Origin of the sequence: Sphingomonas sp. Sph1(2015), assembly GCF_001970915.1 — a bacterium.
In the GTDB taxonomy this organism is placed as follows: domain Bacteria; phylum Pseudomonadota; class Alphaproteobacteria; order Sphingomonadales; family Sphingomonadaceae; genus Sphingomonas; species Sphingomonas parapaucimobilis.
In genome coordinates this window covers 84,548-98,728 of sequence record NZ_MQUI01000004.1, presented here as the reverse complement: position 1 = coordinate 98,728, position 14,181 = coordinate 84,548, and the positions used below count along the sequence as shown (strand labels likewise).

16 protein-coding genes and 1 riboswitch are annotated in these 14,181 nt (G+C 67.1%); of the genes, 10 read left to right on the top strand and 6 right to left on the bottom strand.

What is annotated here, in order from left to right:
* Positions 1-1,026 carry a Flp pilus assembly protein CpaB gene (cpaB, locus tag BSZ14_RS02885; protein ID WP_083748057.1) on the bottom strand — a complete coding sequence of 342 codons (1,026 nt, stop codon included), beginning with the start codon at positions 1,024-1,026 and terminating at the stop codon, positions 1-3.
* Positions 1,027-1,076: 50 nt separating this feature from the next.
* Entirely contained in the window at positions 1,077-1,571 is a 495-nt protein-coding gene (locus BSZ14_RS02880) for an A24 family peptidase (RefSeq protein WP_076709713.1), read from the bottom strand.
* 50 nt (positions 1,572-1,621) lie between these two features.
* On the opposite strand from BSZ14_RS02880, the gene BSZ14_RS02875 reads away from it, so the two are divergent.
* From BSZ14_RS02875 to BSZ14_RS02860, 4 genes are all read left to right on the top strand, one after another.
* The gene (locus tag BSZ14_RS02875) at positions 1,622-2,560 is read left to right on the top strand and encodes an alpha/beta fold hydrolase (RefSeq protein ID WP_076709755.1); all 939 of its coding nucleotides are present in this window, start codon (positions 1,622-1,624) and stop codon (positions 2,558-2,560) included.
* Positions 2,557-3,642 carry an NAD(P)/FAD-dependent oxidoreductase gene (locus BSZ14_RS02870; protein ID WP_076709712.1) on the top strand — a complete coding sequence of 362 codons (1,086 nt, stop codon included), beginning with the start codon at positions 2,557-2,559 and terminating at the stop codon, positions 3,640-3,642. The genes BSZ14_RS02875 and BSZ14_RS02870 overlap by 4 nt, the downstream gene beginning before the upstream one ends.
* Positions 3,643-3,667: 25 nt before the next feature.
* Positions 3,668-3,844, top strand: a complete 177-nt coding sequence (locus BSZ14_RS02865) for a YegP family protein (RefSeq protein WP_076709711.1) — start codon at positions 3,668-3,670, stop codon at positions 3,842-3,844.
* Between the two features lie 148 nt (positions 3,845-3,992).
* The gene (locus tag BSZ14_RS02860; protein ID WP_076709710.1) at positions 3,993-4,703 is read left to right on the top strand and encodes a GNAT family N-acetyltransferase; all 711 of its coding nucleotides are present in this window, start codon (positions 3,993-3,995) and stop codon (positions 4,701-4,703) included.
* Between the two features lie 39 nt (positions 4,704-4,742).
* Here BSZ14_RS02860 and rnhA read toward each other — a convergent pair whose 3' ends face one another.
* From rnhA to ispH, 3 genes are read right to left on the bottom strand one after another with little or no spacing between them, the layout of a single operon-like run.
* Positions 4,743-5,180, bottom strand: a complete 438-nt coding sequence (gene rnhA, locus BSZ14_RS02855) for a ribonuclease HI (protein ID WP_076709709.1) — start codon at positions 5,178-5,180, stop codon at positions 4,743-4,745.
* Between the two features lie 8 nt (positions 5,181-5,188).
* On the bottom strand, positions 5,189-6,142 hold the full coding sequence (gene thrB, locus BSZ14_RS02850; RefSeq protein ID WP_076709708.1) for a homoserine kinase: 954 nt from the start codon (positions 6,140-6,142) through the stop codon (positions 5,189-5,191).
* A 3-nt stretch (positions 6,143-6,145) separates the two neighbouring features.
* Positions 6,146-7,114 carry a 4-hydroxy-3-methylbut-2-enyl diphosphate reductase gene (gene ispH / locus BSZ14_RS02845; protein WP_076709707.1) on the bottom strand — a complete coding sequence of 323 codons (969 nt, stop codon included), beginning with the start codon at positions 7,112-7,114 and terminating at the stop codon, positions 6,146-6,148.
* A 102-nt stretch (positions 7,115-7,216) separates the two neighbouring features.
* On the opposite strand from ispH, the gene BSZ14_RS02840 reads away from it, so the two are divergent.
* The 5 genes from BSZ14_RS02840 to gcvPB all read left to right on the top strand — a co-directional run bounded on the left by BSZ14_RS02840 (position 7,217) and on the right by gcvPB (position 13,013).
* The gene (locus BSZ14_RS02840) at positions 7,217-7,855 is read left to right on the top strand and encodes a hypothetical protein (protein WP_076709706.1); all 639 of its coding nucleotides are present in this window, start codon (positions 7,217-7,219) and stop codon (positions 7,853-7,855) included.
* A 236-nt stretch (positions 7,856-8,091) separates the two neighbouring features.
* A riboswitch (glycine riboswitch) is annotated at positions 8,092-8,200 on the top strand.
* A gap of 162 nt (positions 8,201-8,362) precedes the next feature.
* A complete protein-coding gene (gene gcvT, locus BSZ14_RS02835; protein WP_083748063.1) occupies positions 8,363-9,538 on the top strand; it encodes a glycine cleavage system aminomethyltransferase GcvT in 1,176 nt (391 codons plus the stop codon).
* Between the two features lie 2 nt (positions 9,539-9,540).
* Complete coding sequence (gcvH, locus tag BSZ14_RS02830; protein WP_042484716.1) at positions 9,541-9,912, top strand: glycine cleavage system protein GcvH; 372 nt, start codon at positions 9,541-9,543, stop codon at positions 9,910-9,912.
* A gap of 189 nt (positions 9,913-10,101) precedes the next feature.
* Entirely contained in the window at positions 10,102-11,460 is a 1,359-nt protein-coding gene (gcvPA, locus tag BSZ14_RS02825) for an aminomethyl-transferring glycine dehydrogenase subunit GcvPA (protein WP_076709754.1), read from the top strand.
* Positions 11,457-13,013, top strand: a complete 1,557-nt coding sequence (gene gcvPB / locus BSZ14_RS02820) for an aminomethyl-transferring glycine dehydrogenase subunit GcvPB (RefSeq protein WP_042484719.1) — start codon at positions 11,457-11,459, stop codon at positions 13,011-13,013. Before gcvPA ends, gcvPB begins: the two co-directional genes overlap by 4 nt.
* A 178-nt stretch (positions 13,014-13,191) precedes the next feature.
* Here gcvPB and BSZ14_RS02815 read toward each other — a convergent pair whose 3' ends face one another.
* A complete protein-coding gene (locus BSZ14_RS02815; RefSeq protein ID WP_198930437.1) occupies positions 13,192-13,449 on the bottom strand; it encodes a SemiSWEET family transporter in 258 nt (85 codons plus the stop codon).
* Between the two features lie 99 nt (positions 13,450-13,548).
* Between BSZ14_RS02815 and bluB the strand changes: the two genes are divergently transcribed.
* The gene (gene bluB / locus BSZ14_RS02810) at positions 13,549-14,172 is read left to right on the top strand and encodes a 5,6-dimethylbenzimidazole synthase (RefSeq protein ID WP_076709704.1); all 624 of its coding nucleotides are present in this window, start codon (positions 13,549-13,551) and stop codon (positions 14,170-14,172) included.
* Positions 14,173-14,181: the final 9 nt, after the last annotated feature.

The window sequence follows — 14,181 nt, the reverse complement described above, 5'->3', positions numbered from 1 at the left end:
TCAATTTCCATTTCCCATCGGCGGGGCGCCCGGCGTGGACCCGGTGTCGACGGAGCGGCCGCGTGCGACGCGCACGCCCGCGTTGTCGGACCTGCCACCGGTGGCCTGACCGACGGCAGGTGCATTCCGGCCCATGGCGGAATTGTCATTGGCCATGGCCATCGTGCCGTGGTCCGGCGCGCTATTGGCGTTGCGACCGGGGACGGTCCGGCGTTGATAGCGGGACACGTCGGCGCCGGTGGCATAGGAGTCATGGTCGATTGCCGGTTGTGCGACGGCTGCCGGATCGCCGCCTGAGGCCAGCTCGGCCGGCCGCTCGGCCAGCGCGCGCAGCGACAGCGACAGCGTGCCGACCGTCTGTGCGACCGCCAGCTGCTCGGCCATTTTCGGCGTCGCCTCGACGGTGACGGTGGTGAAGGTGTGGACCTGCGTCTTGCCGTCCTCGGCCGCCTGATTGTCGGTGCGCTGGTCGGTCGCCAGCACGCGGATGTTGCGCAGGATCGTCTCCGACACCTTGAGCGGAGGGCCATCGCCGCCGCCCGCGACATCCTGGGTCAGGACCATGTCGATCCGGTCGCCCGGAAACACGAAGCCCGCGACCGCGGTCTGGGCCGACACGGGCACCGTGACGGCGCGCATGCCGGGCGTGAGGGCGGCGGCCAGGAAGCCGCGATCGCCCGGGCTGACGACCGCGCCCTGGGTCAGCGGCTGACCGGCGGTGATCGCATAGCGCAGCACGGTGCCCTGCAACTTGGCGATGTCGGCCTTGCCGCGCACATAATAGGCCCCGGCCACCATGTCCTTGGGCCAGGGCTGGAACTTCAGGGCGGTGGGGTCGATGATCGTGCCGACCGGCAGGGTGCGGGTGGCGACCAGGATCTCGGCCTGCGGCTCGACGGGAGCGGCGACCGTGACGGCCTGGGCCTGGGGAACGCTGCTGCCGGCGGTGACGGTCCGCGCGAATAGGGCCGTGATCCCCGCGACCAGCAGGGCACCGACCAGCAGTAACACTTTTCGACTGTCCATCCTGCGTTCTTCGGCCTTTGCCGAGCCCGATGCTCGGTTCGATTGGTTGGTTAAGTAGACGGAAAGGGGTTAAATAACGGTTCCTGAAGGACGACGAGCGTGGCCATCGCGATGGCCACGCCATAAGGAACCTCGATCGCCGGGGCGGCATCGCCCAGCGTCCGGACACGCAGGCGATGGTCGATCAGCATCGCGATCGTGACCGCGCCGCCCGCGATCGACATGGCCAGCAACATCCGGAAGAGCGACGGCAAAGGCAGCCATAGCGCTATGGCCGCGATCATCTTCACGTCGCCGCCGCCCATCATGCCGATGCGAAAGGCCTGGGCGAAGATCAGGAACATCGCCAGCCCGACGCCGATCTGCACGGCCATGCCGGGCCAGACGGACATGCCGCTCGCCCACCACCAAAGCGGGGCCAGCAGCGCGATGGCGATATTCTTGCGATCGGCGATCTCGCGGGTGCGTGCATCCTCGATCCCCGCCGACACCAGCAGCTGGACGAGCGCCACCAGCAGCGCGATACGCATTATGGTCCATTCCATGGCATGAAGCCCTAGACGGCGGGGCTTTCAAAACCGTAACCGGGATGCGGATGACCGACACCCTGTCCCTTCGCCGCAGTTTCCCGGCCGCCGCCACGCTGTCGCGCTGGTACGCGCCCGACGGGTGGGAGCATCGGCGCTTCGACTGGACGGCGCGCGCGCCGCGCGGACGGCTGTTGTTCCAGACCGGCCGGGCCGATGTGATCGAGAAATATCTGGAAGTCTTTGCCCATCTGGTCGGGCGGGGGTGGAGCGTCACCGCCTTCGACTGGCGCGGGCAGGGGGGATCGGGGCGGCTGCTGGCCGATCGCCATGTCGGGCATGGCGGCGATTTCTCGATATTGGTCGAGGATCTGCGCGCATTTTGGGCGGCATGGCGGGCCGAGGATTTGGCGGGCGAGCGGCCTCACGTCCTTTTGGGCCATTCGATGGGCGGGCATCTGGCGCTGCGGGCGGTGGTTGAGGGCGCGGTTGACCTGGACGCGCTGATCCTGGTCGCGCCGATGCTGGGTCTGCGCCTGCCGACCGGCGCGCTGCTGGGGGCGGGGATCATCGCCGTGATGAACGCACTGGGTCGGGCCGAGCGGGGTATATGGGAGGCCAGGGAAGGCCCCGGCCATCACACGCGCCAGCGCAACCTGACCCATGATGTCGAGCGCTTCGAGGATGAGGGATATTGGTACGGCCAACAGCCCGATCTGGCGCTGGGGCCGCCGAGCTGGGGCTGGCTCGCCGCCGCGCTACGCTCGATCCGGGCGCTGGAGCGCGATCCCCGGCTGGACCGGGTGAGCGTCCGCTCGCTGATGCTGATCGCCGAAGCCGACCGTCTGGTCGATCCCAAGGCCGCCACCGCCATCGCCGCCCGGATCGGCGCACAGGTCGAGCGGTTCGGGCCGGAGGCCGCGCATGAATTGCTGCGCGAGGTCGATCCGGTGCGGTTGCGGGCGCTGGCGGCGATCGATGGCTTTCTGGACGGGGTGGCGGCGTGATCCACGACATCGCGATCGTGGGCGCGGGCATGGCCGGGGCGGGGCTGGCCGCCGCGATCGGTCCACGCGCGCGCGTCCTGCTGCTGGAGGCCGAGGACATGCCCGGCCGCCATGCGACGGGGCGTTCGGCGGCGTTCTGGTCGGAAACCTATGGCGGCCCGGCGGTGCAGCCGCTGACCACCGCCTCCGGGGCGGCGTTGCGCGAAGGCGGCTATCTGACCCCGCTCGGCTCGCTGCATGTCGGCCGTGCGGAGGACGAGGCGCGGGTGGAGCGGCTGCTCGCCGATTTTGCAGACAGCGGTGTGGCGCTGTCACGCGTCGATCCGGCGACGCGTATCCCGGGCCTTCGCCCCGAATGGGTGCATGGCGTCTGGGAGCCGAGCTGCGCTTATATCGACGTCGCGGCGCTCCACGCCGATTATCTGGCGGCGGCGAAAGCGGCCGGGGCGGAGATCAGGACGGATGCGCCGCTGCTGGCGGCCGAGCGGCGCGGCGGCGTCTGGCATCTGGAAACCCGCGCCGGGCCGTTCGCGGCCCGAATGCTGGTCAACGCGGCGGGCGCCTGGGCCGATGACGTGGCCAAGCTTGCGGGCGTCGCGCCGATCGGCATCACCCCCTATCGCCGGACGATGGTGCAACTGCGCACCAACCCGCCCGTGCCCGAGGGATTGCCCCATGTCGTCGACATAGCGGGGCGCTTCTACTTCAAGCCCGAGGCGGGCGGACGGCTCTGGCTGACCCCCCATGACGAGACCCCCAGCGTCGCCTGCGACATCGCGCCCGAGGAATGGGACGTGGCGGTGGCCATCGACCGGCTGGAAAAGGTCGTCGACTGGCGCGTCGAGGCGGTCGAGCGCCGCTGGGCAGGCCTGCGCAGCTTCGCCCCCGACCGTGCACCGGTCTACGGATTCGACGGACGCGTACCGGGCTTCTTCTGGTGCGCAGGCCAGGGCGGTTTCGGTATTCAGACAGCACCTGCCGCCTCGGCGCTGGCGGCGGCGCTGTTGCTGGGTGAGGGGTATGTGCCCGAAGGGCTCGACCCCGAACGCTATGGCGCAGGCCGATTTTCTGCTAAGGAATGATCGCTTCTTTTCAGGAGAGATCATCATGGCGCACAGCTTTGCGATCGAGAAGAACAAGGCGGGCGAATATGTCGCCAAGTTCCGCTATAACAGCGAACTGATCTGGTGGACCGAAGGCTATGCCAGCAAGGCCGGAGCCCGCAACGCCATCGAGTCGATCCTGAAGAACGGCCCGAACGCGCCGATCCACGAACCGGAATAGCCGACGCCCTCATAATCTGTCGCTGTTCGGATCAAATGGTCGTGAACACCTGTATGAATGTCGAGCAGCGTGGGAGTTGGGTCGATTCTCCGCCGGTTGCCGGGAGCATTATTTCGGGTTTGCCGGGTTACCGTGCAAAAGACGCGGCATGACCGACTTTCCTCCGCTGGTTCTCGACTATTGGTGTCGAACCCTTGCCACGGACGACGCCCCCATCCACGGGACAGGGGCCTTGGCCGTCAGTGCAGCGCTGAACCCAACGCGTCCGGCCATGATGCTGTTAAGGCAGGATGCTTCGGTGCAGGCGGTCGTCAGGCCGGAGATAGCCGAACGCCTCGATGGCATGCCACCGGGCGGGTATTCAGCGGACGCGTTGAAGCGCCAATGGGAAGCGGTCGGCGTGGTGCTGCATGATGCAGACTATCTCTTCTACCTGCCCGCCGATGCCGGGAATGCGTCGGACGAAGTGCTGAAACCCCGTCAATTGACCGAGGCCGACCGGCGCGTTTTTGAGATGTTCCACAAAGAGGCCCCCGAACAGGACCGGGAGGATGCCTGGGTCGAACTGGACCATTCGGCGGTGTTCGGGTGCTTCGACGGCGACAGGCTTGTCAGTGCGGCAAGCATGAACCTGTGGGATGACAGCCCTATCGCCGACCTGGGCGTACTGACCCTTCCCGATGCGCGCGGAAGGGGCTTCGCCCGGGCCGTCGTCGACGCGATCAGTCGTTACGCGCGGCAGCAGGGCCATGAGCCGCAATATCGTTGCCAGCTCAACAATGTCGCATCGGTGGCGTTGGCGCGATCATGCGGCTTTGCGCTGTTCGGGCAATGGGTGGTGGCCGCTGATACGCCCTGATCGGGGGAGCGTGTATTGGGCCTCACCCACCCTCTACCTCTATTTCCGAAACGTCTCCGCTGCATCACTCGCCAGCTTGTCGGCGCGTTCGTTGTCCGGGTGGCCTGCATGGCCCTTGACCCATTTCCATTCGATCTGGTGGCGCTCGGCGGCCGCGACCAGTGCCTGCCAAAGCTCGGCGTTCTTGACCGGCTTCTTGTCCGCCGTGCGCCAGCCGTTGCGCTTCCAGCCGTGGATCCACTTGGTCAGGCCGTCCATCACGTAACGGCTGTCGGTCGACAGCGTGACGGCGCAAGGGCGCTTGAGCGCGTTCAGCGCCTCGATCGCGGCCATCAGCTCCATGCGGTTGTTGGTAGTCAGCGCCTCGCCGCCGGACAATTCCTTCTCATGCGTGCCCGAGCGGATCAGCGCGCCCCAGCCGCCGGGGCCGGGATTGCCCTTGCATGCGCCGTCAGTGGCGATCTCGACGGGGGTCATCGGGGGTGTCACAGGCCGGCCTTTCCGTCGCGATAGGCGATATAGCGCCGCCAATAGGCCAGCGGGTCCTTGCGCGTCACCAGCGCATCGGCGGGGGTGTTCAGCCAGTCCCAGGCGCGCGACAGGGCAAAGCGCAAGCACGCCCCCATAGCCAGCTTTGCGAACGCCGCCCGCTCGGCCTCGGTCAGCGGAAAGTGGCGCTGATAACCCTTGACCAAAGCCGCGCCGATCTCGGGCGCATAGGTCTCGCCGGTCGCGTCGAAACTCCAGGCGGAGTGCATGATGGAAAGGTCGTAGACGCGGAAATCGGTGCAGGCGAAATAAAAGTCGATCAGTCCGGTAACCTTGTCGCCCAGCACCAGAACATTGTCGGGAAACAGGTCGGCATGGATGACGCAAACATCCAGCGGCTGGTCGTCCCAGCCGTCGAGCACCGTGTCCAGCGCCTCGGCCATGGCGTCGTGCAGGCCGGGCTGAATCCGGTCGAGATCGCGCCCGCATTGCGCGAACAGCGGCCGCCAGCTGGCATGGCCCATCGAATTGGTGCGGGTCTGCGCAAAGTCCTGCACCGCCCGGTGCATCGCCCCCATCGCGTCCGCCGCCGCCAGCGCCTGCGCCGGGCTGGGGTGAGACAGCGACACGCCGGTCAGGAACTGGATCAGGCAGGCAGGGCGGCCCGCCAATTCCTGGATCTCGACGCCGTTCCGGTCCTTGATCGCGGGCGGCACGGGCAGCCCCTTGGCCGCCAGATGGTCGAGCAGCGCCAGGAAAAAGGGCAGGTCGCCCGCCGCCACGCGCTTTTCGTAGAGCGTCAGGATGAAGCGCGCGGTCGTGGTGTCGACCAGGTAATTGCTGTTCTCGACGCCCTCGGCGATCCCCTTGGCGGAGATCAGGTCGCCCACGTCATAGCGTGCCAGAAACGCGGACAGCGCCTCGGCCGAAACCTGCGTATAGACGGCCATGGCTCAGGCGGCCGTTTCCAGCCCACGGGGCAGCTTGAAGGCGATGGTCTCGCGCGTCGTCTCTTCCTCGCGCTCGGTGACGGTGAAGCGTTCGGACAGGCGGTCGACCAGCTCGCGGACCAGCAGTTCGGGCGCGGAGGCCCCGGCGGTCAGGCCCAGCGTCGTCACGCCGTCCAGGAACGTCCAGTCGAGTTCGGCTGCGCGCTGGATCAGCATGGCGCGCTTGCCCGCCCGCTCGGCCACTTCGACCAGGCGCAGCGAGTTGGAGGAATTGGGCGCGCCGATCACCAGCACCGCGTCGCACTCGGCCGCGATGGCCTTGACGGCGGCCTGACGGTTGGAGGTGGCGTAGCAGATATCCTCGCCGCGCGGCCCCTGGATCGTCGGGAAGCGGCGCTGCAACGCCGTGATGGTGGCGGCGGTGTCGTCGACCGACAAGGTGGTCTGGGTCAGGAAGGCGAGGTTGTCGGGATCGGCGGGCGTGAACGCCTCGACATCGGCGACCGTCTCGACCAGCGACATGGACCCCTGCGGCACCTGGCCGAAGGTGCCGATGACTTCGGGGTGGCCCGCATGGCCGATGAAGACGATATGGCGGCCCATCTCGACCAGCCGTTCGGCCTGGCGGTGGACCTTCGACACGAGCGGGCAGGTGGCGTCGAAATATTCGAGGCCCCGGCTCTCGGCATCGGCGGGCACCGACTTTGGCACGCCGTGGGCGGAGAAGACGACGTGCGCGTTGGCGGGCACTTCGTCCAGTTCCTCGACAAAGATCGCGCCCTTGGCCTTCAGGCTGTCGACGACGAACTTGTTATGGACGATCTCGTGCCGGACATATACGGGCGCGCCATGTTTCTCGAGCGCCAGCTCGACGATGCGGATGGCGCGGTCGACGCCCGCACAGAAACCGCGCGGGGCGGCGATCAACAGGTCGAGCGGCGGCTTCGGGGCATCGGTCGTGGCTGGTGTCATGGACACGGCTCTACGCCATTGCTTGCGTGCGTCCAACCCGGTTCCTATGCTGGCGACCAAACCGGCATCCTGCTTCGGCATCCAGAATAGGCGTTTCGACCTGTGAAAGCATCGTTTCTCGCTCCCGTCGCCCTTGCGCTCGTTCTCGGCGGTTGCGCCCGTACGGGCGAGATCGATGCATCGGGCGGCATCACCGCCGTCCGCTCGGCTTGCCCGATCGTCGGTGTCGCGGCGGGGACCGGCGACATCACGCTGTTCAAGACGCCGGGTGCGACCGACCAGGGCTCGATCGACCTGATCGCCAACCTGACCCATGTGCGCGGCACCTGCGCCGATGCGGGGTCCGACATCGTGACGACGGTCAGTTTCGAGGTCGAGGCACGGCGTACCGACACGGCGGCAGCGCGCGACGTAGTGCTGCCTTACTATATCGCGATCGTACGCGGCGGGACCAATGTCGTCGCCAAGCGAGTCGGCCGGGTGAACGTGCATTTCGACGCGGGCCAGGCGCGTGGCCAGGTGGCGGGCGAGGCGTCCACCACCATCGCGCGCGCGGCGGCGACGCTGCCCGAGGACGTCCGCGACAAGCTGACCCGCCGTCGCAAGGCCGGGGACGAGGATGCGGCGGTCGATCCGCTGACCAATCCCGAAGTGCGCCAGGCGGTGGCGAGCGCCAGCTTCGAGGCGCTGGTCGGATTCCAGCTGACCGACGCGCAGCTGCGGTACAACGCGACTCGATAAATTCTTATTCCTCCCCTGCAAGGGGGAGGGGGACCATGCGCAGCATGGTGGAGGGGTGTCCCGCTATCGAGGGGGCGACACTCCTCCGTCAGGCCTGACGGCCTGCCACCTCCCCTCGCAGGGGAGGAATAGCATCGCACAATCCACAAGATTGATCGCAGCCGCCACCGTTCCCGATTGACTTGGAACCACCCGCCCGGCAGAGGGCGCGGCGTCGATGTCGGACATGTCCGACATAGGCGCGCGCGGGAGAGCGCCGGGTTCATCTTTCAGGTGACGCAAACCCGGCCGCCGAAGGAGCAACCACCCCGGAATCTCTCAGGCAAATGGGACCGCGCGATCGCCATCGACACTCTGGAAAGCGCGCCTCGGCCTCGGGTCGTCGTGCCACCGAAGGGGTAAGCCGGAATTTCCGGCGAAAGCTCTCAGGTTCCGTGACAGAGGGGGATCGGATCGGGTAGGACAGTCATGTCCCTAGCCGACACCCTTTTGACGGAGACCGGCCCCGTGAGCGACGCAACCGACCTGAACGTAGAAGACGCCCCCGAGGGTCAGGAGATCATCCAGACGCTGCCGCTGGACGCATGGCATCGTGCGCGCGGCGGCCGGATGGTCCCGTTCGCCGGTTACGAGATGCCGGTCCAGTATGAAGGCATCATGGCCGAGCATCTCTGGACCCGCGAGTCGGCCGGGCTGTTCGACGTCAGCCATATGGGTCAGGTCGTCTTTACCGGCGAGAACGGCCTGGCGCCCGTCATCGCCGCGCTGGAAAAGGTTCTGCCGGGCGACATCACCGGGCTGGGCGATCGCAAGAACCGCTATTCACTGCTGCTCAACGAAGAGGGCGGCATCCTCGACGACCTGATGGTGACGAAGCGCACCCTCGATGGCGCGGACGAGCTGTACATGGTCGTCAACGGCGCGACCAAGTATGACGATATCGCCTATCTGCTCGATTTCATCCCCGACGATGCGACGCTGAACCTGCTCGACGAGCAGGCGCTGCTGGCGCTCCAGGGTCCGAAGGCGGTCGATGCGCTGGCGCGGATCGTGCCGGGCGTCGAGAACCTCGTGTTCATGACCGCCGCCGACTTCGTGTGGAACGACGTGCCGCTGTGGATCAGCCGCTCGGGCTATACCGGCGAGGATGGCTACGAGATTTCGATCCCGGCCGAACATGCCGCCGCCTTCGCCGACCTGCTGTGCGAACAGGCGGAAGTGAAGCCGATCGGCCTGGGCGCGCGCGACTCGCTGCGTCTGGAGGCGGGGTTGCCGCTCTATGGCCATGACCTAGACCCCGAGACGACGCCGGTGATGGCCGATCTGGGCTTCGCGCTCGCCAAGAAGCGTCGCGAGGCGGCCGACTTCCTGGGCGCCGAGCGTATCCTCGCCGAGCGTGAGAACGGCCCCGCCGTCAAGCGTGTCGGCCTGACCGTCGCGGGCCGCCAGCCGGTGCGCGAGGGTGCGTCGGTGGTCGCCGAGGACGGCTCGGTCATCGGCCGCGTCACCAGCGGCGGCTTCGCCCCCTCTATGGGTGCGCCGATTGCCATGGCCTATGTGCCGACCGAGCTGGCGACGCCCGGCACGGCCCTCAAACTGCTTCAGCGCGGCAAGACCCATGACGCCACCGTCACGGCGATGCCCTTCGTCCCCCATCGTTACGTTCGTTCAGGAGCCAAGTGACCATGAGCCGCTATTTCACCGAAGATCATGAGTGGATCGACGTCGACGGTGATGTCGGCACGGTCGGCATCTCCGATTATGCGCAGGGCGCGCTGGGCGACATCGTGTTCGTCGACGTCCCCGAGGAAGGCCGCGAGCTGACCAAGGGCGACGAGGCCGCCGTGGTCGAGTCGGTCAAGGCCGCGTCGGACGTCTATGCGCCGGTGTCGGGCACCGTCATCGAGGGCAATGCCCAGCTGGCCGACGAGCCTGCGCTGGTGAACAGCGATCCCGAGGGCGAGGGCTGGTTCTTCAAGATCACGCTGTCGGATGCCTCGGAGCTGGACGGCCTGATGGACGAAACCGCCTACGCCGCGTTCGTCGCCAAGCTCTAACTTACTTTCTCCCCTCCCGCAGGCGGGAGGGGCTGGGGGAGGGGACTCGCTCTCCCTCGGACCATCAGGCTCGTTGAAGCCGACTGCCCTCCCCCGACCCCTCCCGCCTGCGGGAGGGGAGAAGAAGGGAAGGGCGATGACCCCTCGATCCGCGAGGTTTTCGGGGTGAGGGGCGGAGAAATGGAACGCATGCGCTACCTGCCCCTTACCTCTTCCGATCGGGCCGAGATGCTCTCGGTCATCGGTGCCGGATCGGTCGACGACCTGTTCGTCGACGTACCCGAATCCGCCCGCCTGTCCGGCCCCATCGAGGGACTGCCCGGCCACGCCTCCGAACTGGCGGTCGAGCGGCACATGACGGCCCTTGCCCGCAAGAACATGGTCGCGGGCGACGTGCCCTTCTTCCTGGGCTGCGGCGCGTATCGCCATCATGTCCCCGCCAGCGTCGATCACCTGATCCAGCGCGGCGAGTTCCTGACCGCCTATACGCCCTATCAGCCGGAAATCGCGCAGGGCACGTTGCAGATGCTGTTCGAGTTCCAGACGCAGGTCGCGCGTCTGCTCGGCACCGATGTCGCCAACGCCTCGATGTATGACGGCTCGACCGCCTGCTGGGAAGCGATCGGCATGGCGCGGCGCATCACCAAGAAGTCCAAGGCGATCCTGTCGTCGGGCCTGCACCCGCATTATGTCTCGGTCGCCAGGACCATGGCGAAATATACCGGCGACACGCTGGAAACGGCTGCGCCCGTGCTGACCGCCGAGACCGATATCGACCAGATGATCGCGGCGATCGACGGCGACACCTCGTGCGTCGTCGTGCAATATCCCGACATTCTGGGTCGCATCGCCGACCTGACCCCGCTGGCCGAGGCCTGCCACGCCAAGAAGGCGCTGCTGATCGCCGTCGTGACCGAGCCGGTGGCGCTGGGCGCGATCCGCAGCCCGGGCGAGATGGATGCGGACATCGTCGTCGGCGAAGGCCAGTCGCTGGGCGTCGGGCTCCAGTTCGGTGGTCCCTATGTCGGCCTGATGGGCTGCAAGGACAAGTATATCCGCCAGATGCCGGGCCGCTTCTGTGGCGAAACGGTGGACGCGGACGGCAAGCGCGGCTTCGTGCTGACGCTCTCGACCCGCGAGCAGCATATCCGCCGCGAAAAGGCGACGTCGAACATCTGCACCAATTCGGGGCTGTGCGCGCTCGCCTTCTCGATCCACATGACGCTGCTGGGCGAGGCGGGTCTGCGCCGCATGGCGGGGATCAACCACGCGAACGCCTGCCGCGCGGCCGATCGTCTGGCGAAGGTGCCTGGCGTCAAGCTGGTCAACGACGTGTTCTTCAACGAGTTCACGCTCGATCTGGGCCGCGAGGCGCGGCCGATCGTGCGGACGCTGGCCGAGCGCGGCGTGCTGGCAGGCGTGTCGCTCGGACGGCTCTATCCGGGCGAGGACGCACTCGCCAACGGACTGGTGGTGGCGGTCACCGAAACGGTGACGGCGGAGGATATCGAGACGCTTGCCCAAGCGCTTGAGGAGGTGCTGGCATGACGATCAACCAGAGCGGCTGGAAGCCCACGAGCCCCGAAGCCAATGAAGCGACGGTCCCCGCGACCTTCACCGGCAACCGCGCGCTGATGCTGGAAGAGGCGCTGATCTTCGAGATCGGCGATAGCGAGACGACCGGCGTCGACTTCGCGGACGGCGATGTCGCCGGTTCGCGCCTGGGCGACCTGTCGCGCAAGGACCCGATCGGCCTGCCGGGTCTGTCGGAGCCGGAGACGGTCCGCCACTATACCCGTCTGTCGCGCCAGAATTACGCGATCGACCTGGGCCTGTTCCCGCTCGGCTCGTGCACGATGAAGCACAATCCGCGCCTGAACGAGAAGATGGCGCGCCTGCCGGGGTTCAGCGACGTTCACCCGCTCCAGCCCGTCGACACGGTGCAGGGCGCGCTGGAGGTTATTCACCAGCTGGCCCACTGGCTGGTCACGCTGACCGGCATGACCTCGGTCGCGATGAGCCCTAAGGCGGGCGCGCATGGCGAGCTGTGCGGCATCCTGGCGATCAAGGCGGCGCTGGAAAAGCGTGGGCAAGGCCATCGCAAGGTGATCCTGGTGCCCGAATCGGCGCACGGCACCAACCCGGCGACGGCGGCGTTTGCGGGCTTCTCGGTCGAGGACATCCCCGCGACTGCGGATGGCCGTGTCGACACGGCGGCGCTTAAAAGCCGTCTGGGGCCGGACGTGGCGGGGGTGATGATCACCAACCCAAACACCTGCGGCCTGTTCGAGCGGGACCTGAAGGACATTTCCGACGCGGTTCATGCAGCGGGCGGCTATGTCTATTGCGACGGCGCGAACTTCAACGCGATCGTGGGTCGTGTGCGTCCGGGCGATCTGGGCGTCGATGCGATGCACATCAACCTGCACAAGACCTTCTCGACCCCGCATGGCGGCGGCGGGCCGGGTTCGGGGCCGGTGGTGTTCTCCGAGGCGCTGACGCCCTTCGCCCCGCTGCCCTTCGTCGAGAAGACGGGCGAGGGCTTCCGGCTGGTCGAGGAAGAAAATGCCGACGACCATCACGCCGACAGCTTCGGCCGCATGGTCGCCTTCCACGGCCAGATGGGTATGTTCACCCGCGCGCTGACCTATATCCTCAGCCACGGCGCGGACGGCCTGCGCCAAGTCGCCGAGGATGCGGTGCTCAACGCCAACTATGTCCTGCGCTCGCTGGAAAACACGCTCGACGCCCCCTTCGCCAAGAGCGGCCCGTGCATGCACGAAGCCATCTTCTCGGACGAAGGCCTGGCCGAGGGCTTCTCGACGATCGACGTCGCCAAGGCGCTGATCGACGAGGGTTTCCACCCGATGACCATGTACTTCCCGCTGGTCGTCCACGGCGCGATGCTGGTCGAGCCGACCGAGACCGAGTCGAAGGCGGCGCTCGACCAGTTCATCGGCGCGCTGGCGTCGGTGGCGGAGCGTGCCAAGGCGGGCGACCAGTCGCTCAAGACCGCGCCGCACTTCGCGCCGCGCGCGCGGCTCGACGAAACGCTGGCCGCGCGCAAGCCCGTGCTGGTGTGGAAGGACAAGGCGGCCTGATCGGTCGATCCCGCGCCGTCTGAGGCGTGATGACATGAGGTGGACTCACCCCTCCCCTTCAGGGGAGGGGCCGGGGGTGGGGCATTTCCGCAAGCATGCTGTCTTCGGCGACGCCCCACCCCAACCTCTCCCCTGAAGGGGAGGGGCTAGGCTTGGTTCTATCCCATGTCGTCATGCTCTAGAGCGCCGTAAACAAACAGATTCCGCCCAGTATCACGCCCGGCGCATTGGCGAATACAATGGGCCAATCGCGCTTCTCACGCAAAAATCCGTACGCGACCCAGAGCGAACAATTCACCATCGTCGCCAGCGGCTGAATCACCGAACCCTTTTGTCCCGCCAGATTGAGCTGAATCTGGTCGATATAGGACAGATACATCGCCACGGCGGTGGCCGTCGCAATCCAGCCGAGCAGCATCAATTTCCGTTCGCTCACAGTGTCGGGATCTCCTCGAAATGGCTGATAAATCGATTGAAGCGTTCCTGCACAATGCACAAGGTCGGCAGGATGCTCCGGGTCGGGGAGAGGGCGATCATGCGCTTTGACGAAACCCAGGCCCGTTCGCTGGACTCCATCCTGCGCTGGCGGCGCGATGTCCGGCATTTCCTGGACCGTTCGGTGAACGAAGCGGCGCTGGCCCGGCTGGCCGAGGCGATGGCGCTGGCTCCTTCGGTCGGCAATGCCCGGCCGTGGCGGGTGATCCGGGTCGAGGACCCCGCGCTGCGGGCCGCCGTCCGCGCCGATTTCCAGCGATGCGACGCGGTGGCAGCGGCCGACTATGCCGACGAACAGGCCGCCGCATACCGCGCGCTGAAGCTGGCCGGGCTGGACGTCGCGCCGGTGCAGCTGGCGGTCTTCACCCATATCGATCCGGCGGCGGGCCATGGTCTGGGCCGTCGCACCATGCCCGAGACGCTGCGCCAGTCGACCGCGATGGCGATTCACACGCTGTGGCTGGCGGCGCGCGCGGCCAATCTGGGAATGGGGATGGTGTCGATCCTCGACCCCGCCGCGATGGAGCGGATCTTCGCGGTGCCCCAGGACTGGGCCTTCACGGCGTATCTTTGTCTCGGCCATGCCGAATGGGACGACGACACGCCGCTGCTCCACCGGGCCGGGTGGCAGGAAAATGCGCCGACCCGCTGGGATGTGCGCTGAAAATCCTCC